This is a genomic window from Streptomyces sp. SS8, assembly GCF_054072955.1.
This window is the reverse complement of record NZ_JBSVCZ010000001.1, coordinates 72,626-92,923: the sequence shown is the minus strand read 5'-3', so window position 1 is coordinate 92,923 and position 20,298 is coordinate 72,626. Positions and strand designations below refer to the sequence as shown.

18 protein-coding genes are annotated in these 20,298 nt (G+C 72.8%); 14 read left to right on the top strand and 4 right to left on the bottom strand.

Annotated elements, in window-relative coordinates:
* Positions 1-330: 330 nt before the first annotated feature.
* Positions 331-2,220 (top strand): AMP-dependent synthetase/ligase, encoded by a 1,890-nt coding sequence (locus tag ACW69E_RS00390; protein ID WP_457496153.1) that lies wholly within the window; start codon positions 331-333, stop codon positions 2,218-2,220.
* 93 nt (positions 2,221-2,313) lie between these two features.
* On the opposite strand, the gene ACW69E_RS00385 is transcribed toward ACW69E_RS00390, so the two are convergent.
* The 4 genes from ACW69E_RS00385 to ACW69E_RS00370 all read right to left on the bottom strand — a co-directional run bounded on the left by ACW69E_RS00385 (position 2,314) and on the right by ACW69E_RS00370 (position 6,319).
* Positions 2,314-3,147, bottom strand: coding sequence for an SAM-dependent methyltransferase (locus ACW69E_RS00385; RefSeq protein ID WP_457496152.1), 834 nt, complete (start codon positions 3,145-3,147; stop codon positions 2,314-2,316).
* Between the two features lie 168 nt (positions 3,148-3,315).
* Positions 3,316-4,548 (bottom strand): radical SAM family heme chaperone HemW, encoded by a 1,233-nt coding sequence (gene hemW, locus ACW69E_RS00380; RefSeq protein ID WP_457496151.1) that lies wholly within the window; start codon positions 4,546-4,548, stop codon positions 3,316-3,318.
* Positions 4,549-4,660: 112 nt separating this feature from the next.
* The gene (locus ACW69E_RS00375; RefSeq protein WP_457496150.1) at positions 4,661-5,530 is read right to left on the bottom strand and encodes a DUF3097 domain-containing protein; all 870 of its coding nucleotides are present in this window, start codon (positions 5,528-5,530) and stop codon (positions 4,661-4,663) included.
* 75 nt (positions 5,531-5,605) lie between these two features.
* Positions 5,606-6,319 carry an MBL fold metallo-hydrolase gene (locus tag ACW69E_RS00370; protein WP_457496149.1) on the bottom strand — a complete coding sequence of 238 codons (714 nt, stop codon included), beginning with the start codon at positions 6,317-6,319 and terminating at the stop codon, positions 5,606-5,608.
* 203 nt (positions 6,320-6,522) lie between these two features.
* Here ACW69E_RS00370 and hrcA point away from each other — a divergent pair, with 203 nt between their 5' ends.
* From hrcA to leuA, 13 genes are all read left to right on the top strand, one after another.
* Positions 6,523-7,539: a heat-inducible transcriptional repressor HrcA gene (gene hrcA / locus ACW69E_RS00365; RefSeq protein WP_101254251.1), complete on the top strand. Its 1,017-nt coding sequence runs from the start codon at positions 6,523-6,525 to the stop codon at positions 7,537-7,539.
* Positions 7,540-8,667 (top strand): molecular chaperone DnaJ, encoded by a 1,128-nt coding sequence (gene dnaJ, locus ACW69E_RS00360; RefSeq protein ID WP_093849068.1) that lies wholly within the window; start codon positions 7,540-7,542, stop codon positions 8,665-8,667.
* A 137-nt stretch (positions 8,668-8,804) separates the two neighbouring features.
* Positions 8,805-9,554, top strand: a complete 750-nt coding sequence (locus tag ACW69E_RS00355) for a 16S rRNA (uracil(1498)-N(3))-methyltransferase (RefSeq protein ID WP_457496148.1) — start codon at positions 8,805-8,807, stop codon at positions 9,552-9,554.
* Between the two features lie 77 nt (positions 9,555-9,631).
* Positions 9,632-10,006, top strand: coding sequence for a histidine triad nucleotide-binding protein (locus ACW69E_RS00350; protein ID WP_206351173.1), 375 nt, complete (start codon positions 9,632-9,634; stop codon positions 10,004-10,006).
* A gap of 5 nt (positions 10,007-10,011) precedes the next feature.
* Complete coding sequence (locus ACW69E_RS00345) at positions 10,012-10,917, top strand: ribonuclease Z (protein ID WP_457496147.1); 906 nt, start codon at positions 10,012-10,014, stop codon at positions 10,915-10,917.
* 246 nt (positions 10,918-11,163) lie between these two features.
* The gene (locus tag ACW69E_RS00340) at positions 11,164-12,480 is read left to right on the top strand and encodes a glucarate dehydratase family protein (RefSeq protein ID WP_457496146.1); all 1,317 of its coding nucleotides are present in this window, start codon (positions 11,164-11,166) and stop codon (positions 12,478-12,480) included.
* Positions 12,481-12,533: 53 nt separating this feature from the next.
* The gene (locus ACW69E_RS00335; RefSeq protein ID WP_457496145.1) at positions 12,534-13,604 is read left to right on the top strand and encodes a PfkB family carbohydrate kinase; all 1,071 of its coding nucleotides are present in this window, start codon (positions 12,534-12,536) and stop codon (positions 13,602-13,604) included.
* A gap of 154 nt (positions 13,605-13,758) precedes the next feature.
* Positions 13,759-14,787 (top strand): PhoH family protein, encoded by a 1,029-nt coding sequence (locus tag ACW69E_RS00330; protein ID WP_237881369.1) that lies wholly within the window; start codon positions 13,759-13,761, stop codon positions 14,785-14,787.
* A gap of 21 nt (positions 14,788-14,808) precedes the next feature.
* A complete protein-coding gene (gene ybeY / locus ACW69E_RS00325) occupies positions 14,809-15,306 on the top strand; it encodes an rRNA maturation RNase YbeY (RefSeq protein ID WP_457496144.1) in 498 nt (165 codons plus the stop codon).
* The gene (locus ACW69E_RS00320; protein ID WP_457496143.1) at positions 15,303-16,658 is read left to right on the top strand and encodes a hemolysin family protein; all 1,356 of its coding nucleotides are present in this window, start codon (positions 15,303-15,305) and stop codon (positions 16,656-16,658) included. The genes ybeY and ACW69E_RS00320 overlap by 4 nt, the downstream gene beginning before the upstream one ends.
* A gap of 87 nt (positions 16,659-16,745) precedes the next feature.
* Positions 16,746-17,111 (top strand): cytidine deaminase, encoded by a 366-nt coding sequence (locus tag ACW69E_RS00315; protein ID WP_457496142.1) that lies wholly within the window; start codon positions 16,746-16,748, stop codon positions 17,109-17,111.
* Positions 17,112-17,167: 56 nt separating this feature from the next.
* Entirely contained in the window at positions 17,168-18,139 is a 972-nt protein-coding gene (gene era / locus ACW69E_RS00310; RefSeq protein ID WP_457496141.1) for a GTPase Era, read from the top strand.
* Between the two features lie 336 nt (positions 18,140-18,475).
* A complete protein-coding gene (leuA, locus tag ACW69E_RS00305; RefSeq protein ID WP_457496140.1) occupies positions 18,476-20,242 on the top strand; it encodes a 2-isopropylmalate synthase in 1,767 nt (588 codons plus the stop codon).
* The last annotated feature ends 56 nt before the right edge of the window (positions 20,243-20,298 follow it).

The window sequence follows — 20,298 nt, the reverse complement described above, 5'->3', positions numbered from 1 at the left end:
CGTTCGTGAGGGCGTCGGCAGGGCCCGCTCGGGCCCTGCCGACGCCCTCACACGTGCGGACCGGTGCGCGGGCGCACGGGCGGGCGGCGGTGTATGTGGTGTATGTATCGCACAGGTCACGGCTTCACGCAGGCGGTGTGCAAGCTCTTTCAAGGCGGGGCCTTCCGTCTTAGGCTGATCGCCCGCTCGGTTGTTACTCGCGAGTCACTCAATACGCACAGAGCAGTACGCACAGCACGGAACCGTTCCGTCTTTTCCCCACCCCAGCACTCGCGGTGGACCGAGCCTTGGAGCCACCCCCCTGCACCGTCGCGGGCCCCGGAGGATGTTGTGAGCGACAACCAGTCCCTGATCCAGAACCGTCCGCCCTCGGTGGCGAACCTCTTCCTGGAGCGCATCGAGGCGACCCCGGACGGCGAGGCGTACCGCTATCCCGTGCCCCCGGCCTCGGGCGAGGGCCCGGACGAGTGGCGCTCCTACACCTGGGGCGAGGCCGCGCGGCGGGTCTTCGCGATCGCCGCGGGCCTGATGGACCTCGGGGTGAGGCCCGAGGAGCGGGTCGCCATCGCCTCCAACACCCGGGCCGACTGGATCCTGTGCGACCTGGGAGTGCTGTGCGCCGGAGCGGCCACCACGACCGTCTACCCCAGCACCAACGCCGAGGAGACCGCCTACATCCTCGCCGACTCCGAGAGCCGTGTGCTGATCGCCGAGGACGCCGGGCAGCTCGCCAAGGCCCGTGAGCGCCGCGCCGAGCTGCCGGACCTCGCCCACGTCGTCGTCATCGAGGCGGAGGGCGCCGTGGCCGCCGAGGGCGACCCGGAGGGCTGGGTGCTGTCGCTGGACGAGCTGCGCAAGCGCGGTGAGGCGTACCTGGAGGAGCACCCCGAGGCGGTCAAGGAGACCGTCGGCGCCCTGCGCTCCGACCAGCTCGCCACCCTGATCTACACCTCCGGCACCACCGGCCGGCCCAAGGGCGTACGGCTGCCGCACGACGCCTGGTCCTACATGGCCAAGGCCATCGCCGCGACGGAGCTGGTCCGCGCCGACGACGTGCAGTACCTGTGGCTGCCGCTGGCGCACGTGTTCGGCAAGGTGCTCACCGCGGCCCAGATCGAGGTCGGCCACGTCACCGCCGTGGACGGCCGGGTCGACAAGATCATCGAGAACCTCCCGGTCGTGCGGCCCACCTACATGGCCGCCGTCCCCCGGATCTTCGAGAAGGTCTACAACGGGGTCGCGGCCAAGGCGCGGGCGGGCGGCGGCGCCAAGTACAAGATCTTCAAGTGGGCCTCCGGGGTCGCGCGCGAGTACGCCAAGGTCACCCAGGACAACTTCCGCCGCACCGGCACGGCCTCCGCGCCCGCCGGCCTGAGGATGAAGCACGCGGTCGCCGACAAACTCGTCTACGCCAAGCTCCGCGAGGCCTTCGGCGGAAGACTGCGCGCCTGCGTCTCCGGCTCCGCCGCCCTGGCGCCGGAGATCGGCTACTTCTTCGCCGGCGCCGGCGTCCACATCCTGGAGGGCTACGGCCTCACCGAGTCCAGCGCCGCCAGCTTCGTCAACCCCGGCGAGGCGTACCGCACCGGCACGGTCGGCAAGCCGCTGCCCGGCACCGAGGTGCGCATCGCCGAGGACGGCGAGATCCTGCTGCGCGGCCCCGGCATCATGCAGGGCTACCACAGGCTGCCGGAGAAGACCGCCGAGGTCCTGGAGGAGGACGGCTGGTTCCACACCGGCGACATCGGCGAGCTGTCGGAGGACGGCTACCTGCGGATCACCGACCGCAAGAAGGACCTGATCAAGACCTCCGGCGGCAAGTACATCGCCCCGGCCGAGGTCGAGGGGCAGTTCAAGGCGGTCTGCCCCTACGTCTCCAACATCCTGGTGCACGGCGCCGACCGCAACTACTGCACCGCGCTCATCGCGCTCGACGAGCCCACCATCATGGGCTGGGCCGAGGAGCACGGGCTCGGAGGGAAGAGCTACGCGGAGGTCGTCGGCTCCGAGGAGGTGCACAAGCTCGTCGACGGCTACGTCCAGCGCCTCAACGAGGGCCTCCAGCGCTGGCAGACGATCAAGAAGTTCCGGATCCTGCCGCGCGACCTGGACATCGAGCACGGTGAGCTCACCCCGAGCCTGAAGCTGAAGCGGCCCGCGGTGGAGAAGGAGTTCGGCCACCTGATCGAGGAGATGTACGAGGGCGCACGCGAGGCGTGAGACCCGGGGCCCGGAAGGGGCCGGGGACGTCGTGACGCGGGCGTCCCCGGCCCTTCCGGCCTTCTCCCCCCGGGCTCCGTGCGGGCCGTGGGCCTAGGGCTTGCGCCCCACACCGCAGAAGGCGTCGACCTCCTCCTCGTCCTCCCCGGGCCGGCCTTCCCGCGCGAGGTCGGGCCGCCAGCGGTTGCACGACACCACCCCGGGCTCCACCAGTTCCAGGCCGTCGAAGAAGGCGGCGATCCGCTCGGGGCCGCGCAGGACGAGCGGTGCGTTGCCGGAGGAGTTCCACACCTCCACGATCCTGTCCGACCGCTCGCCGTGGATGACGTTGGTGCCGTCGTACAGCACCAGATGGCTGCCCTGCGGCAGGGCGGCCATCAGCCGGCGCACGATGCCGTACGCCTCGTCGTCGTCGGTGACGAACTCCATGATGCCCATCAGCAGCAGGGCGACGGGCCGGGTGAGGTCCAGCGCCGACGCGGCGCGCCGGATGATCGTCTCGGGGTCGCGCAGATCGGCGTGGATGTACTCGGTCGTGCCCTCGGGCGAGCTGGTGAGCAGGGCGCGGGCGTGGGCCAGTACCAGGGGGTCGTTGTCGACGTAGACGACGCGCGACTCGGGGGCCAGCCGCTGCGCGATATCGTGGGTGTTGTCCACGGTGGGCAGCCCGGTGCCGATGTCCAGGAACTGGCGGACGCCGGCCTCGGTGACCAGGTACCGCACGGCCCGGCCGAGGAGGGCCCGGGAGGCGCGGGCCAGCCGGGGCACGTCGGGGAGGATCGCCGTGATCTGGTCGCCGACCGCGCGGTCGACCTCGTAGTTGTCCTTCCCTCCCAGCCAGTAGTTCCAGATCCGGGCCACGTGCGACACCGTGGTGTCGATCACCGGCGGCGCCTGCGGTTCGGGTACGGGCGGGTGGTCGCTCACGGGAGGTGCCTCCTGTCGCGAATCACGGCGATGGTCGTCGCACAACGTAACCCGACTGCCCCCTCGGCGAGGCAAGTTGGCACCCGGTCGGCACGGCGGCCCGATCCCTGCGGAGATCCGGCGTGTTCCGTGCGGCACCGTTCCGTGCGGTGGAGCGGAGGCGCCCGCCTAGTCCACCAGGTCGCGGACGACCGCGTCGGCCAGCAGCCGGCCGCGCAGGGTCAGCGCCGCGCGCCCGCGCTCGTACGCCTCCGGGCGCAGCAGCCCGTCCGCCAGCGCCCGCTCGGCGGCGCGCGCCCCGGCCGGGGCCAGGACGTCCAGCGGTACGCCGTCCACCAGCCGCAGCTCCAGCAGGATCCGCTCCACGCGCCGGTCCCCGTCGTCCAGCACCTCGCGGCCCACGCCCGGTGAACGGCCCTCGGCGAGCGCCTGGGCGTACGCGCCGGGGTGCTTGGCGTTCCACCAGCGCACCCCGCCGACGTGGCTGTGCGCCCCCGGACCGGCGCCCCACCAGTCGGCGCCCGTCCAGTACAGCTCGTTGTGGCGGCAGCGGGCGGCCTCCGTCACCGCCCAGTTCGACACCTCGTACCAGTGAAGACCGGCAGCCGACAGCATCTCCTCGGCGATCAGGTAGCGGTCGGCGTGCACGTCGTCGTCCGTCATCGGCACCTCGCCGCGCCGGATGCGGGAGGCCAGCCGCGTGCCGTCCTCCACGATCAGCGCGTACGCCGAGACGTGGTCGGGCCCGGCGCCGAGGGCGGCCTCCAGCGAGGCCCGCCAGTCGTCGTCGCTCTCGCCCGGGGTGCCGTAGATCAGGTCCAGGTTGACGTGCTCGAAACCCGCCGCGCGGGCCTCGGCCACGCACGCCTCGGGACGGCCCGGGGTGTGGGTGCGGTCCAGCACGGCCAGCACATGGCGCCGGGCGCTCTGCATGCCGAAGGAGATCCGGTTGAAGCCCGCCTCGCGCAGTCCGGCCAGGTACGCCGGACCGACGGACTCCGGATTGGCCTCCGTGGTGACCTCGGCGCCTTCGGCCAGCCCGAACTCCTCGCGGATCACCGCCAGCATCCGCCCCAGGTCGGCGGCGGGCAGCAGGGTGGGGGTGCCGCCGCCGACGAAGACCGTCCGAACCGGCCGGGGATCGTCGCCGAGCACCTTGCGGGCCAGCCGCACCTCCTCGGCCAGCGTCTGTGCGTAGTTCTCCCGGGAGGCGAGCGCGCCGCCGGAGCCGCGCAGCTCGCTCGCGGTGTAGGTGTTGAAGTCGCAGTAGCCGCAGCGCGTCGCGCAGTACGGCACGTGCAGGTAGAAGCCGAGGGGGCGCCGTGCGGCGTCCGCCAGGGCGTGCGCGGGCAGGGAACCGTCGGCGGGGACGGGCTCGCCGTCGGGCAGTGCGGAAGGCATGGGGTCCATTGTCCCGCACCCGTTCCGAACCGGGCCGCGCCCCGGCGGCCCGCGGCAGGCCGGGCCGGAGGGCGGAGGGCCGGGCGGGCGGATGGCGCACCGGCCCCGGAGCTCACCGCCCGTCGGGCCCGCCCGCCGGTGAGCCCACCGTGACGTGGTCGATCAGCCGCTCGACCGGGCCGAGCAGCCCCGGCTCCAGATCCGTGTAGTCGCGCACGCTCCCCAGGATCCGCTTCCACGCCGCGCCGGTGTTCTCCGGCCAGCCCAGCGCCCGGCACACCCCCGTCTTCCAGTCCTGGCCGCGCGGCACCCGGGGCCAGGCGCCGATGCCCAGGGCGGACGGCTTCACCGCCTCCCAGACGTCGATGTACGGATGGCCGACGACCAGCACGTTCTCATCGGTTACCTCGGCGGCGATCCGGGACTCCTTGGAGCCGGGCACCAGATGGTCCACCAGCACGCCCAGCCGGGCCTCGGGAGTGGGGCCGAAGGCCTCCACGACCGCCGGGAGGTCGTCCACGCCCTCCAGGTACTCCACGACCACGCCCTCGATCCGCAGGTCGTCGCCCCAGACCTTCTCCACCAGCTCCGCGTCGTGGCGCCCCTCGACGTAGATGCGCCCCGCCCGCGCCACCCGCGCGCGGGCGCCCGGCACCGCCACCGACCCCGAGGCCGTGCGCCGGGACGCCTTCGGGGCGGGCGGGGCCGCCGCCCGGGGCCGGACGAGGGTGACGGTCTTCCCCTCCAGCAGGAAACCGCGCGGCTCCATCGGGAAGACCCGGTGTCTGCCGAAGCGGTCCTCCAGCGTGACGGTGAACCCCTGCGCCGTCCTCTCGCAGCGCACCACGGCCCCGCAGAAGCCGGTCGTGACCTCCTCCACCACCAGATCCGGTTCGGCGGGCACCTCGGGCGCGGGCCTGTGGTTCCGCGAGGTCCGCTTCCACGGAGGGGTCAGGTCGGGGCCGTACTGTCTGCTGCGCATGCGGTCATTGTGTTACGTGATCTCCGCTGTGAAACCTGGGTCGGAGCCCCGCCGCGAAACCCGCCGGGGCACCCGTCAGACGGTGCCGAAGCGCTCCGCCAGCCCGTCACGCTGGGCGCGGACGAAGGCGGCGTCCACCACCGCCCCGTGGCCCGGCACGTACCGCGCGTCCTCGCCGCCCAGGGCGAGCAGCCGGTCCAGCGCGGCCGGCCAGTGGACGGGGTGGGAGTCCGGGCCCGCCTGCGGCTCGCCGGACTCCTCCACCAGATCGCCGCAGAAGACCACGTCCGGCCCGCCCAGGGCGCCGGGGACCACGACCGCCAGGTCGTGGGCGGTGTGCGCCGGACCGACGTTGGCCAGGAGCGCCTCCCGGCCGCCCAGCTGGACGGTCAGCTCGCCGGCTACCCGGTGGTGCGGGTGGACGAGTACGTCGACCGCCTCGGCCGCCTCCCGCGGGTCCACGCCGTGCCGCACGGCGTCCTGGCGCAACTCGTCCTTCGAGTGGACCAGCAGGTCCTCGATCCCCACCGCCCCGTAGACCTCCACCCCGGCGAAGGCCGAGGCGCCCAGGACGTGGTCGAAGTGCGGATGGGTCAGCGCCACATGGGTCACCGGCAGTCCGAAGCGCTCGTGCAGGTACCGCCGGACGCGCGCGCCGTCACCCAGCGTCGCGCCCGTGTCGACCACCAGCATCCCCGACTCGCCCGCCACGGCCCCGACCGTCTCGTCCCAGCCGGGCATGCGGCGGCGTACGACTCCAGGCGACAGCTCTTCCCAATCCGTCTCCATACCGCGACGCTAGCGCCATCACGCGGGCGGTGCCCGCCGGGATGTGGCGGGGATCGCCCTCCCGGTCGGCGCCCGCCCTTGCCCTGGCCACGGTCACCGGCCGTACACTGGCACAGGGTGACTGGCACTCACCGGCTGAGAGTGCCAGAGAACGCCAGGGAAAGAGGACCGGAAAGAGACGGCCGGACGGGAGGTGCGCCCAGATGCTCAGCGAACGCAGACTCGAAGTCCTGCGCGCCATCGTCCAGGACTACGTGGGCACGCAGGAGCCGGTGGGCTCCAAGGCGCTGACCGAGCGGCACAACCTCCAGGTCTCCCCGGCCACCGTGCGCAACGACATGGCGGCCCTGGAGGACGAGGGGTACATCGCCCAGCCGCACACCAGCGCGGGCCGAGTTCCCACCGACAAGGGGTACCGCCTGTTCGTCGACAGGCTGGCGGGCGTCAAGCCGCTGTCCAAGCCGGAGCGCCGGGCGATCCAGAACTTCCTGGAGGACGCCGTCGACCTCGACGACGTCGTCAGCCGCACCGTACGGCTGCTGGCCCAGCTCACCCGCCAGGTCGCCGTCGTCCAGTACCCCTCGCTGACCCGCTCGACCGTCCGCCACGTCGAGCTGCTGCTCCTGGCCCCCGCGCGTCTGATGCTCGTGCTGATCACGGACACCGGGCGGGTCGAGCAGCGCATGGTGGACTGCCCCGCCCCCATCTCGGAGTCGTCCCTGGCCGATCTGCGCGCCCGGCTCAACAGCCGGGTGGTCGGCGAGCGCTTCTCGGAGGTGCCCAGGCTGGTGCAGGACCTGCCGGAGTCCTTCGACGCCGAGGACCGCGGCACGGTCTCGACGGTGCTCGCCACCCTCCTGGAGACTCTGGTGGAGGAGACCGAGGAGCGGCTGATGATCGGCGGCACCGCCAATCTCACCCGCTTCGTGCACGACTTCCCGCTGACCATCCGGCCGGTGCTGGAAGCTCTGGAGGAGCAGGTCGTCCTGCTCAAGCTGCTGGGGGAGGCGAAGGATCCGGGCATGACGGTGCGAATCGGTCATGAGAATGTTCACGAGGGGCTGACGTCCACGTCGGTCGTCTCGGTCGGTTACGGTTCGGGAGACGAGGCGGTCGCCAAGCTCGGTGTGGTCGGGCCGACCCGCATGGACTACCCCGGAACGATGGGAGCGGTACGCGCAGTGGCACGTTACGTCGGACAGATCCTCGCGGAGTCGTAAGTGGCAACCGACTACTACGCGGTCCTGGGCGTACAGCGCGATGCCTCGCAGGACGAGATCAAGAAGGCCTTCCGCAGGCTCGCGCGCGAACTGCACCCTGACGTCAACCCGGACCCGAAGACGCAGGAGCGGTTCAAGGAGATCAACACCGCCTACGAGGTGCTCTCCGACCCGCAGAAGAAGCAGATGTACGACCTCGGCGGCGACCCCACGGGCGGCGCGGGCCGGGGCGGCGGCTTCGGCGGGGGCTTCGGGAACTTCTCCGACATCATGGACGCCTTCTTCGGCGCCGCCTCCCAGCGCGGGCCGAGGTCCCGCACCCGGCGCGGCCAGGACGCCATGATCCGGCTCGACATCGAGCTGGACGAGGCGGCCTTCGGCACCACCAAGGACATCCAGGTGGACACGGCGGTCGTCTGCACCACGTGCAGCGGCGAGGGGGCGGCCCCGGGCACCTCCGCGCAGACCTGCGACATGTGCCGCGGCCGCGGAGAGGTCTCGCAGGTCACCCGGTCCTTCCTGGGGCAGGTCATGACCTCTCGTCCCTGCCCGCAGTGCCAGGGCTTCGGCACGGTCGTGCCCACCCCCTGCCCGGAGTGCGCCGGTGACGGCCGGGTGCGCTCGCGGCGCAACCTGACGGTGAAGATCCCGGCCGGCGTCGACAACGGCACCCGCATCCAGCTCGCCGGCGAGGGCGAGGTCGGCCCGGGCGGCGGCCCGGCGGGCGACCTGTACGTCGAGATCCACGAGGTGCCGCACCCGGTCTTCCAGCGGCGCGGCGACGACCTGCACTGCACGGTCACCATCCCCATGACGGCGGCGGCGCTGGGCACCAAGGTCCCGCTGGAGACGCTGGACGGCCTGGAGGAGGTCGACATCCGGCCCGGCACCCAGTCCGGCCAGTCGGTCCCGCTCCACCAGCGCGGCGTGACGCATCTGCGCGGCGGCGGCCGCGGTGATCTGATCGTCCATGTGGAGGTCCAGACGCCGAACAAGCTGGACCCGGAGCAGGAGGAGCTGCTGCGCCGCCTGGCCAAGCTGCGGGGCGAGGAGCGGCCCACGGGCCAGTTCCAGCCGGGGCAGCAGGGGTTGTTCTCGCGGTTGAAGGATGCGTTCAACGGTCGCTGAGACGGTGCTCAGGCGGTGCTGGGGCGGGTCGGCCGGGGGTCCGGGGGCCGTCCACGGCGGGCGTGGCAGGATGCCGTCATGCCCACCGAGCTGATCACCCCGGCCACCGGGCCGGCGCACCCCGCCGGGCGGCCGGTGTGACCGCCCCCGTCTTCCTGGCCGAGACCGCCGCCCTGGCCGGTGCCGCCCCCGGCGCCGTGCTGGCGCTGGAGGGGCCCGAGGGCCGGCACGCCGTCGCGGTACGGCGGCTGCGCGCGGGTGAGGAGGTCGTCCTCACCGACGGGGCCGGCACCGGGGCCTTCGGCACCGTCGCGGCGGTCGAGGGGAAGGACCGGCTGGAGGTCGCCGTCACCGAGGTGCGCACCGAGCCGGAGCCGCGCCCGCGGATCACCGTCGTCCAGGCCCTGCCCAAGGGCGACCGCGGCGAGCTGGCCGTGGAGACGATGACGGAGACGGGCGTGGACGCGATCGTGCCCTGGTCCGCTTCGCGCTGCGTCACGCAGTGGCGGGGCGAGCGCGGGCAGAAGGCGCTGCGCAAGTGGCGTTCCACCGCGCGCGAGGCCGGCAAGCAGTCGCGCCGGCTGCGCTTCCCGGAGGTCGCCGAGCCGGCGACCACCCGGCAGCTGCTCCCGCTGCTGTCGTCCGCCGCCTTCGCCGCGGTCCTCCACGAGGAGGGTTCGCTGCCGCTGGCGACCGCCGGGCTGCCGGACGAGGGCGAGCTGGTGCTCGTCGTCGGCCCGGAGGGCGGGGTCGCCCCGGAGGAGCTGGAGGCGTTCGCGCGGGCGGGCGCGCGCCCGTACCGGCTGGGCCCGAGCGTGCTGCGCACCTCCACGGCGGGCACGGCGGCGGCGGCGCTGCTGCTGGGACGCACCGGCCGCTGGTCCTGATCACCCGCGCCGGGGCCGGGGTACGATCGGCGCTGCGTGACCACCGATCGACCCACCTCACAGCGGGAGGCGCCACCGTGGCGGAGGAACCGCAGGCGGACTGCCTGTTCTGCAAGATCGTCGCGGGGGACGTTCCGGCGACGATCGTCCACGAGACCGACACCACGCTCGCCTTCCGGGACATCAACCCGCAGGCGCCCACCCATGTGCTGGTGATCCCCAAGGAGCACCACCCCGACGCCGCGGCGCTGGCCGCCGCCGCCCCGCAGCTGGCCGCCGACGTGTTGCGCGCGGCGGGCGAGGTCGCCGAGCAGGAGAACATCGCCCCGCCCGGGGGCGCCACCGTCGGATACCGGATCGTGTTCAACACCGGTGCGGGCGCCGGGCAGACCGTCTGGCACGCGCACGCCCACGTCCTGGGCGGACGCGGTCTGAACTGGCCCCCCGGGTAAGCCCGTTGTCCGTACGCGAACTGGTCGTGCTGGGCACCGCCAGCCAGGTGCCAACCCGCCGGCGCAACCACAACGGCTATGTGCTGCGCTGGGACGGCGAGGCGCTGCTGTTCGACCCCGGCGAGGGCACCCAGCGCCAGATGCTCCGCGCGGGCGTGGCCGCCCACGACCTCACCCGGCTGTGCGTCACCCACTTCCACGGCGACCACAGCCTGGGCCTGGCCGGGGTCATCCAGCGCATCAACCTCGACCGGGTGCCGCACCCGGTCACGGCGCACTACCCGGCGAGCGGGCAGCGCTTCTTCGACCGCCTTCGGTACGCCACCGCCTACCGCGAGACGGCCGAGCTGCGCGAGGAGCCGGTCGGCGCCGACGGCACGCTGGCCGCCACCGCCGCGTACACGCTCCAGGCCCGGCGCCTGTCCCATCCGGTGGAGTCCTACGGCTACCGCCTGGTCGAGCCCGACGGGCGCCGGATGCTGCCCGAGCGGCTCGCCGCCCACGGCATCCTCGGCCCGGACGTCGGCCGCATCCAGCGCGAGGGCGAGCTGCGCGGGGTCACGCTCGACGAGGTGAGCGAGACCCGTCCAGGGCAGAGCTTCGCCTTCGTGATGGACACCCGGCTGTGCGAGGGCGTGCACGCCCTCGCCGAGGGCTGCGACATGCTGGTCATCGAGGCCACCTTCCTCGACGAGGAGGAGGCGCTGGCGCAGGAGTACGGCCACCTCACGGCGGGCCAGGCGGCCTCCGTCGCGGTGCGGGCGGGGGTTCGGCACCTGGTGCTCACGCACTTCTCGCAGCGCTACGACGACCCGGCCCGGTTCGCCGCCCAGGCCCGGGAGGCGGGGTTCGCCGGGGAGCTGACCGTGGCCGAGGACCTGATGCGGGTGCCGATGCCCCGGCGGCGCTGACCGCCGCCCGCGCACCCTCTCCGCCCGCACCCTCCCCCTCCCCGGCGCCCGCCCGGCCCGCTTCCGGCCGCGCCGCCGCGCGCCCCTTTCCGAAAACGTACGGGCGCCCTTGACGCCCTCCTCCGCCGTACCTAGTCTCCGTCTCCGCACATGGACAGGGTTCACATAGGAGAACATGTTGGTGGCGGGGCTGCTCCGTGATCCGGGAGCCCGGCGCCGCCGGCCCCGACCCGGCAGGAGCCGCCGATGAAGGACCTGACCGTCACCGAGGTGCGCCTGACCCCGATCCTCGTCGCCGACCCGCCCCTGCTCAACACCCAGGGCGTCCACCAGCCCCACACCCCGCGCCTGATCGTCGAGGTGGTCACGGCCGGAGGCGTCACCGGGGTCGGGGAGACCTACGGCGACACCAAGTACCTGGACCTGGCACGCTCCCTCGCCCGGCGGCTGCCCGGACATCCGGTCAGCGACCTGAACGGGCTGCTCGCCCTCGCCGGCGGACTCCCCCTGGACGGCCACCGGACGGACGGCTCGGTGGACGTCGGCGGACTGCGCGGCGTCCAGACCGCCGGCAAGCTGCGGCTGTCCGTCGTCTCCGGCTTCGAGGTGGCCTGCCTGGACGCCCTGGGCAAGGCACTGGGGATGCCCGTGCACGCCCTGCTCGGCGGGAAGGTGCGCGACCGGGTCGAGTACAGCGCCTACCTGTTCTACCGCTGGGCCGAGCACCCCGGCGGCGCGGCGGGCGGCAGCGGCGGCCGAGGCACTGCCGGCGACGACTGGGGCGCCGCCCTCGACCCGGCCGGGATCGTCGCCCAGGCCCGCCGTCTCGCGGCCGACCACGGCTTCGGCTCCTTCAAGCTCAAGGGCGGGGTCTTCCCGCCCGAGGAGGAGACCGCCGCCGTCCGGGCACTGGCGGAGGCGTTCCCCGGCAGCCCTCTGCGCCTGGACCCCAACGGCGCCTGGTCGGTGGAGACCTCTCTGAAGGTCGCGGACGAACTGCGCGACGTGCTGGAGTACCTGGAGGACCCGGTCACCGGCACGCCCGCGATGGCCGAGGTCGCCGCACGGGCCGGAGGGCTGCCGCTGGCCACCAACATGTGTGTGACCACCTTCCCGGAGATCGCCGAGGCGTTCACCACCGGCGCCGTCCAGGTACTGCTCAGCGACCACCACTACTGGGGAGGGCTGCGCAACACCCAGCAACTGGCCGCGATCTGCCGCGCCTTCGGCGTCGGGGTGTCCATGCACTCCAACACCCACCTGGGCGTCAGCCTCGCCGCCATGACCCATGTCGCCGCCACCGTCCCCGGCCTGGAGCACGCCTGCGACACCCACTACCCCTGGCAGACCGAGGACGTGCTCACCGAGCGCATCGCCCTCCGCGGAGGCGCCGTCACCGTCCCCGACGCCCCCGGCCTGGGCGTCACCCTCGACCGCGAGCGCCTCGACGCCCTCCACCGCCGGTGGCTGGCCGACGACGGCCCGATGCGCGACCGGGACGACGCCGCCGCCATGCGCCGGGCCGACCCGGAGTGGGAAACCCCCTCCGTACCGCGCTGGTGACGCCGTACGCAACTCGCGGCCGGCCCACCGCGCCGATCGTGCACACTGGCCGCATGCTCGACCCGCTCGCCGCGCTCCGCACCCCCGACGACCCGCCCTGCGACGTCTACCTGACCGGGACGGTCTTCCTGGACATCGTCTTCACAGGCCTGGACTCGGCGCCGGTGCGCGGCACCGAGTCCTGGGCGCGGGGCATGGGGTCGAGCCCCGGCGGCGTCGCCAACATGGCCACCGCCCTGGCCCGGCTCGGCCTGCGCACCTCGCTCGCCGCCGCCTTCGGCGACGACATGTACGGCGAGTACTGCTGGGAGGCGCTGGAGAAGGGCGAGGGCATCGACCTGTCGCTGTCGCGCACCGCACCCGGCTGGCACTCGCCGGTCACCGTCTCGATGGCCTACGAGGGCGAGCGGACGATGGTCTCCCACGGGCACGAGGCCCCCCGGCCCGAGGAGCCCGCACCCGGCGACCCGCCCGCCGCCCGCGCCTGCGTCGCCTCCCTCCGGCCCGGCAGGCGCCAGGAGTGGATCGCGCGGGCGGCCCGGTCCGGCAGCCGGGTCTTCGCCGACATCGGCTGGGACGAGACCGGCCGCTGGGACCCGGACGACCTCGCCGACCTGGAGCACTGCGAGGCGTTCCTGCCCAACGCCCAGGAGGCGATGCGCTACACCCGCGCCGACTGCCCCCGCGCCGCCGCCCGCCGCCTGGCCGAGAGGGTGCCGCTGGCCGTGGTGACCATGGGGGCCGAGGGCGCCGTCGCGGTGGACGGCGCCACGGGCGAGACCGCCGAGGTGCCCGCCATCTCGGTGGAGGCACTGGACCCCACCGGCGCCGGGGACGTGTTCGTGGCCGGCTTCGTCACCGGCAGCCTGGCCGGCTGGCCGCTGGCCGACCGGCTGGCCTTCGCCGTCCTCACCGCCGCCCTGTCGGTACAGGAGTTCGGCGGTTCGCTGTCCGCGCCGGGCTGGGCCGAGATCGCCGCCTGGTGGCAGCGCGTACGCGACTTCGACGAACAGGATCCGGCCGCCCTGAGCCGCTACGGCTTCCTGGAGGCCCTGCTGCCCGGCTGCGCCCGGCCGTGGCCGCTGCGCCGCGCGGTGCCGACCATCGGCTTCCGCCTGCCCTGACCCGGCTCCGCGGCATCCGCCCGCGGAGCCGGGCATGCAAATCGCTACTGACCTGTCAGCGCCACGTCGTACCCTGGAGGTCCAGGCGCGCGGCGGCGACAGACCGGCGGCACAGCAGCGACAGAGAGGGACGCGCAGGCCACAGAGCCGGCCCATGACTCAGACACAGACGGACCAGGCACGGTCCACCCAAGCGAGTGCCCGTTTCACCGTCCCGGCCAAGCACCCGATGGTGACGGTGCTGGGTTCCGGCGACTCCCTCCTCCGCGTGATCGAGAAGTCCTTCCCGTCGACGGACATCCATGTACGCGGGAACGAGATCACCGCGACCGGCGAGGCGGCGGAGGTCGAACTCGTCCAGCGGCTCTTCGACGAGATGATGCTGGTGCTGCGCACCGGCCAGCCGCTGACGGAGGACGCGGTGGAACGATCGATCGCCATGCTCCGCGACGCGGACGGCGGCGCCGAGGAGACACCCGCCGAGGTGCTCACGCAGAACATCCTGTCCAACCGCGGCCGCACGATCCGCCCCAAGACGCTCAACCAGAAGCGCTACGTGGACGCGATCGACAAGCACACCGTCGTCTTCGGCATCGGCCCGGCGGGCACCGGCAAGACCTACCTCGCCATGGCCAAGGCGGTGCAGGCCCTGCAGTCCAAGCAGGTCACCCGCATCATCCTGACCCGGCCCGCCGTCGAGGCGGGGGAGCGGCTGGGCTTCCTGCCCGGCACCCTCTACGAGAAGATCGACCCGTATCTGCGGCCGCTGTACGACGCGCTGCACGACATGCTCGACCCCGACTCGATCCCGCGCCTGATGGCCGCCGGGACGATCGAGGTCGCGCCGCTGGCGTACATGCGCGGCCGGACGCTCAACGACGCCTTCATCATCCTGGACGAGGCGCAGAACACCAATCCCGAGCAGATGAAGATGTTCCTCACCCGGCTCGGCTTCGACTCCAAGATCGTGATCACCGGCGACGTCACCCAGGTCGACCTGCCCGGCGGCACCAGGAGCGGCCTGCGCCAGGTGCAGGAGATCCTCGAGGGCGTGGAGGACGTCCACTTCTCGCGGCTCACCAGCACCGACGTCGTGCGGCACAAGCTGGTCGGCCGTATCGTCGACGCCTACCAGCGCTACGACGACAGCCACGGCACCACCGACGGCAGTGACCGAAAGTAACGGAAAGCAACCGCCATCCACATGTCGATCGACGTCAACAACGAGTCCGGCCGCGAGATCGACGAGCGGGCGATCCTCGACATCGCCCGCTACGCCCTCGCCCGGATGCGCATCCACCCGCTGTCGGAGCTGTCGGTGATCGCCGTCGACACCGACGCCATGGAGCAGCTCCACAAGCAGTGGATGGACCTCCCCGGCCCGACCGACGTGATGTCCTTCCCCATGGACGAGCTGCGCCCGCCCTCCAAGGACGGCGACGAGCCCCCCCAGGGCCTCCTCGGCGACATCGTGCTCTGCCCCGACGTCGCCGAGAAGCAGGGCGCCGACGCCCCGACGAAGCACTCCATGGACGAGGAGCTGCAGATGCTCACCGTCCACGGGGTGCTCCACCTGCTCGGCTACGACCACGAGACGCCCGGCGAGCGGACCGAGATGTTCGGTCTCCAGACGGCGATCGTCGACGGCTGGCGCGCCGAGCGCGGCATGGAGGGGCCCTCCCCGGCCCCGACGACGACATGAGCACTCCGCTGATCGCCGCGGCGGTCCTGCTGGTCGGCCTCGCCTGGCTGGCCGCCTGCGCCGAGGCCGGCCTGGCCAGCACCACCAGCTACCGCGCCGAGGAGGCCGTACGTTCCGGGCGGCGCGGCGGTGACAAGCTGGCCGCCGTCGCGGCCGACCCCACCCGGTACCTCAACCTCGCCCTGCTGCTGCGCGTGACCGCCGAGATGTCGGCCGGAGTCCTGGTCACCTACGGCTTCCTGCACACCTTCGAGGTCACCTGGCAGGCGCTGGCGGCGGCCGGCGGCGCGATGGTGCTCGTCTCCTACGTCGCCGTCGGGGTCTCGCCGCGCACCATCGGCCGCCAGCACCCGCTGAACACCGCCACGGCCGCCGCGTACGTGCTGCTGCCGCTGGCCCGTGTGCTCGGCCCGCTGCCGCAGCTGCTGATCCTCCTGGGCAACGCCCTGACCCCGGGCAAGGGCTTCCGCAAGGGCCCGTTCGCCACCGAGGCCGAACTGCGGGCCATGGTGGACCTGGCCGGGCGGGAGGCGCTGATCGAGGACGAGGAGCGCCGCATGGTGCACTCGGTCTTCGAACTGGGCGACACCCTGGTGCGCGAGGTGATGGTGCCGCGCACCGAACTGGTCTCCATCGAGCGGTTCAAGACCATCCGCCAGGCGCTCACCCTGGCCCTGCGCTCGGGCTTCTCCCGCATCCCGGTGACCGGCGAGAACGAGGACGACATCGTCGGCATCGTCTACCTCAAGGACCTCTCCCGGAAGGTCCACATCAACCGCGAGACCGAGAACGACCTGGTCTCCACGGCGATGCGGCAGGCCGTCTTCGTCCCCGACACCAAGAACGCCGGCGACCTGCTGCGCGAGATGCAGAAGGACCGCAACCACGTCGCCGTCGTGGTCGACGAGTACGGCGGCACCGCCGGGATCGTCACCATCGAGGACATCCTGGAGGAGATCGTCGGCGAGATCACCGACGAGTACGACCGGGAGCTGCCGCCCGTCGAGGACCTGGGAGAGGGCCGCCACCGGGTCACCGCCCGCCTGGACCTGGGCGACCTGGGCGAGCTGTACGGCCTGGACCTGGAGGACGAGGACGTGGAGACGGTCGGCGGGCTGCTGGCCAAGCTCCTGGGCCGCGTCCCCATCGCGGGCGCCGCCGCGACGGTGGAGCTGCCCGAGGGGCGCGGCGGCCACCACACCGACCACCTGGGCGAGCCGGCGCTGCGCGGCCTGCGGCTCACCGCCGAGTCCCCGGCCGGCCGCCGCAACCGCATCGTCACGGTCCTGGTCGAGCCGGTCCGCGCCTTCGAGCCGGAGCCGGAGGACGAGGCGGCCGGGACCGGCGGCTGACGGCCGCCGACCCAAGGGCGGCGGGCGCGGGCGGCCGGCGGGGCGCCCGTTCCCGGACCGGGCCGCCCCTTCGCGCGGTGAACACATATGCTCACCCGCATGAGCGAAGCCGCCGACCTGGATCCCGAAGACCGCAAGATCGTCACCCTCGCCCGCAGCGCGCGGGCCCGCAACGCCGTGCCCGAGGGCGCGGCGGTGCGCGACGAGACCGGGCGCACGTACGTGGCCGGAACCGTCGCCCTGAAGTCGCTCCGGCTGAGCGCGCTGCAGACGGCCGTCGCGATGGCGGTGGCGTCCGGAGCCAAGTCCCTGGAGGCCGCGGCCGTGGTCTCCGAGGCGCCCGCCGTGCCCTCCGCCGACCTCGCCGCCGTCCACGAGCTGGGCGGCCCCGCCACCCCGGTACTGCTGGCCGGCCCCGACGGCGCGGTCCGCTCCACCGTCACCGTGGGCTGAACGGCCGGGCGGGGGGCGGGGCGGCCGGTGCGGGGGCACCCCGCGAATCGGGGAGAATGGCCACCATGAGCGACCGTTCCCCCTCTTCCCGGCCCGAGCAGCAGGCGGAGTCCGCACCGCACCGCGCGGGCTTCGCCTGCTTCGTCGGCCGCCCCAACGCGGGCAAGTCGACCCTCACCAACGCCCTGGTGGGGACGAAGGTCGCGATCACCTCCAACCGCCCGCAGACCACCCGCCACACCGTGCGCGGCATCGTCCACCGCCCCGACGCGCAGCTCGTCCTGGTGGACACCCCCGGCCTGCACAAGCCGCGCACCCTGCTGGGCGAGCGCCTCAACGACGTGGTGCGCACCACCTGGGCCGAGGTCGACGTGATCGGCTTCTGCCTGCCGGCCGACCAGAGGATCGGCCCCGGCGACCGCTTCATCGCGGGCGAGCTGGCGGCGCTGAAGCGCACCCCGAAGGTCGCGATCGTCACCAAGACCGACCTGGTGGACTCCAGGGCACTGGCCGAGCAGCTCGTGGCCGTCGACCGGCTCGGCAAGGAACTGGGCATCGAGTGGGCCGAGATCGTCCCCGTCTCCGCCACCGCGGGCGACCAGGTGGGCCTGCTGGCCGACCTGCTCGTCCCCCTCCTGCCCGAGGGCCCGCAGCTCTACCCGGACGGCGACCTCACCGACGAGCCCGAGCAGGTCATGGTCGCCGAGCTGATCCGCGAGGCGGCGCTGGAGGGGGTGCGCGACGAGCTGCCGCACTCCATCGCCGTGGTGGTCGAGGAGATGACGCCGCGCGAGGGGCGCCCGGCGGACCGGCCGCTGCTGGACGTCCACGCCAACGTCTTCATCGAGCGCCCCAGCCAGAAGGGCATCGTCATCGGCCCCAAGGGCAGCCGGCTCAAGGAGGTCGGCACCAAGTCCCGCAAGCAGATCGAGGCGCTGCTGGGCACCCCCGTCTACCTCGACTTGCACGTCAAAGTCGCCAAGGACTGGCAGCGCGACCCCAAGCAGCTGCGCAGGCTCGGCTTCTAGCCGCTCCCGGAGGAGGGCGCGCCCGCAGGCCGCCGTACGCCGTACGACCCGGCCCCCGCACCCCGCCTCGGCGCGGTGCGGGGGCCGGTCCGCGAAAGCCGTGCTCACCCATGTGAGTTCTCGCATACTGATACGCGCCGCCACGCACCGTCCGCCTCGGTTACGCTGAATCGCATCATGCGTTTTGGGCTGCTTCTCCTTAGCTGCCGCGGCGAGGGCCTGTAGTCATACGGCCGACCCCCTCCCCGCGGAGTTCGGTGATGCCGTCGTCGGCCCCTTCGAAAGCGTTCGGAAAGCGCTTCGAAGCCCATCGCCCTCCACAGGAGCCCAGTCCACATGAGCAGTGATTCCTCCCGCGTAGGCCGCCCCACGCCCGTCACCGCCGCCACGGTGGCCCAGAAGCCCTCGGGCATGCCGATCCACCGCTACCACGGCTACGAGGCCGTCGAGCTGCCCGACCGCACCTGGCCCGGCAAGCGGATCACCAAGGCCCCCCGCTGGCTGTCCACCGACCTGCGCGACGGCAACCAGGCGCTGATCGACCCGATGTCGCCCGCCCGCAAGCGCGAGATGTTCGACCTGCTGGTCCGCATGGGCTACAAGGAGATCGAGGTCGGCTTCCCCTCCTCCGGCCAGACCGACTTCGACTTCGTGCGCTCCATCATCGAAGAGGGCGCCGTCCCCGAGGACGTGACGATCTCGGTGCTGACCCAGGCCCGCGAGGACCTGATCGAGCGCACCGTGCAGTCCCTGGCCGGCGCCCACCGGGCCACGGTCCACCTGTACAACGCCACCGCCCCGGTCTTCCGCCGCGTGGTCTTCCGCGGCTCCAGGGACGACATCCGCCAGATCGCCGTGGACGGCACCCGTCTGGTGGTCGAGTACGCCGAGAAGATCCTGGGCGACGAGACGGTCTTCGGCTACCAGTACAGCCCGGAGATCTTCACCGACACCGAGCTGGACTTCGCCCTGGAGGTCTGCGAGTCGGTCATGGACGTCTGGCAGCCCGAGGAGGGCCGCGAGATCATCCTGAACCTGCCCGCCACCGTCGAGCGCTCCACGCCCTCCACTCACGCCGACCGCTTCGAGTGGATGTCGCGGAACCTGTCGCGGCGCGAGTTCGTCTGCCTGTCCACCCACCCGCACAACGACCGCGGGACCGCCGTGGCCGCCGCCGAGCTGGCCGTGATGGCCGGCGCCGACCGGGTCGAGGGCTGCCTGTTCGGGCAGGGCGAGCGCACCGGCAACGTGGACCTGGTCACGCTGGGGATGAACCTGTTCAGCCAGGGCATCGACCCGCAGATCGACTTCAGCCGGATCGACGAGATCCGCCGCACCGCCGAGTACTGCAACCAGATGGAGATCCACCCGCGCCATCCGTACGCGGGAGATCTGGTCTACACCGCCTTCTCCGGCTCCCACCAGGACGCCATCAAGAAGGGCTTCGAGGCCATGGAGGCCGACGCGGCCGCGGCCGGCAAGCCGGTGGAGGAGATCGAGTGGGCGGTGCCGTACCTGCCCATCGACCCCAAGGACGTGGGCCGCTCCTACGAGGCGGTCATCCGCGTCAACTCCCAGTCCGGCAAGGGCGGCGTCTCCTACGTCCTGAAGAACGAACACAAGCTGGACCTGCCGCGCCGGATGCAGATCGAGTTCTCGAAGATCATCCAGGCCAGGACCGACGCCGACGGCGGCGAGATCACCCCGGCGCAGATCTGGGAGACCTTCCGCGACGAGTACCTGCCCAACCCCGAAAACCCCTGGGGCCGCGTCCAGGTCCGCAACGGCCAGACCACCACCGACACCGACGGCGTGGACACCCTCACCGTCGAGGCGGCCGTCGACGGCACCGACACCGTGCTGACCGGCAGCGGCAACGGCCCGATCTCCGCGTTCTTCGACGCGCTGGAGGGCATCGGCATCGACGCCAGGCTGCTGGACTATCAGGAGCACACCATGAGCGAGGGCGCCTCCGCGCAGGCCGCCTCGTACATCGAGTGCGCCATCGACGGCAAGGTGCTGTGGGGCATCGGCATCGACCCCAACACCACCCGCGCCTCCCTGAAGGCGATCGTCTCCGCCGTCAACCGCGCCTTCCGCTGACGCGGCACCCTCCGCTGCGAGCACCGCCCGCCCCCGCCGGACGTCCGGCGGGGGCG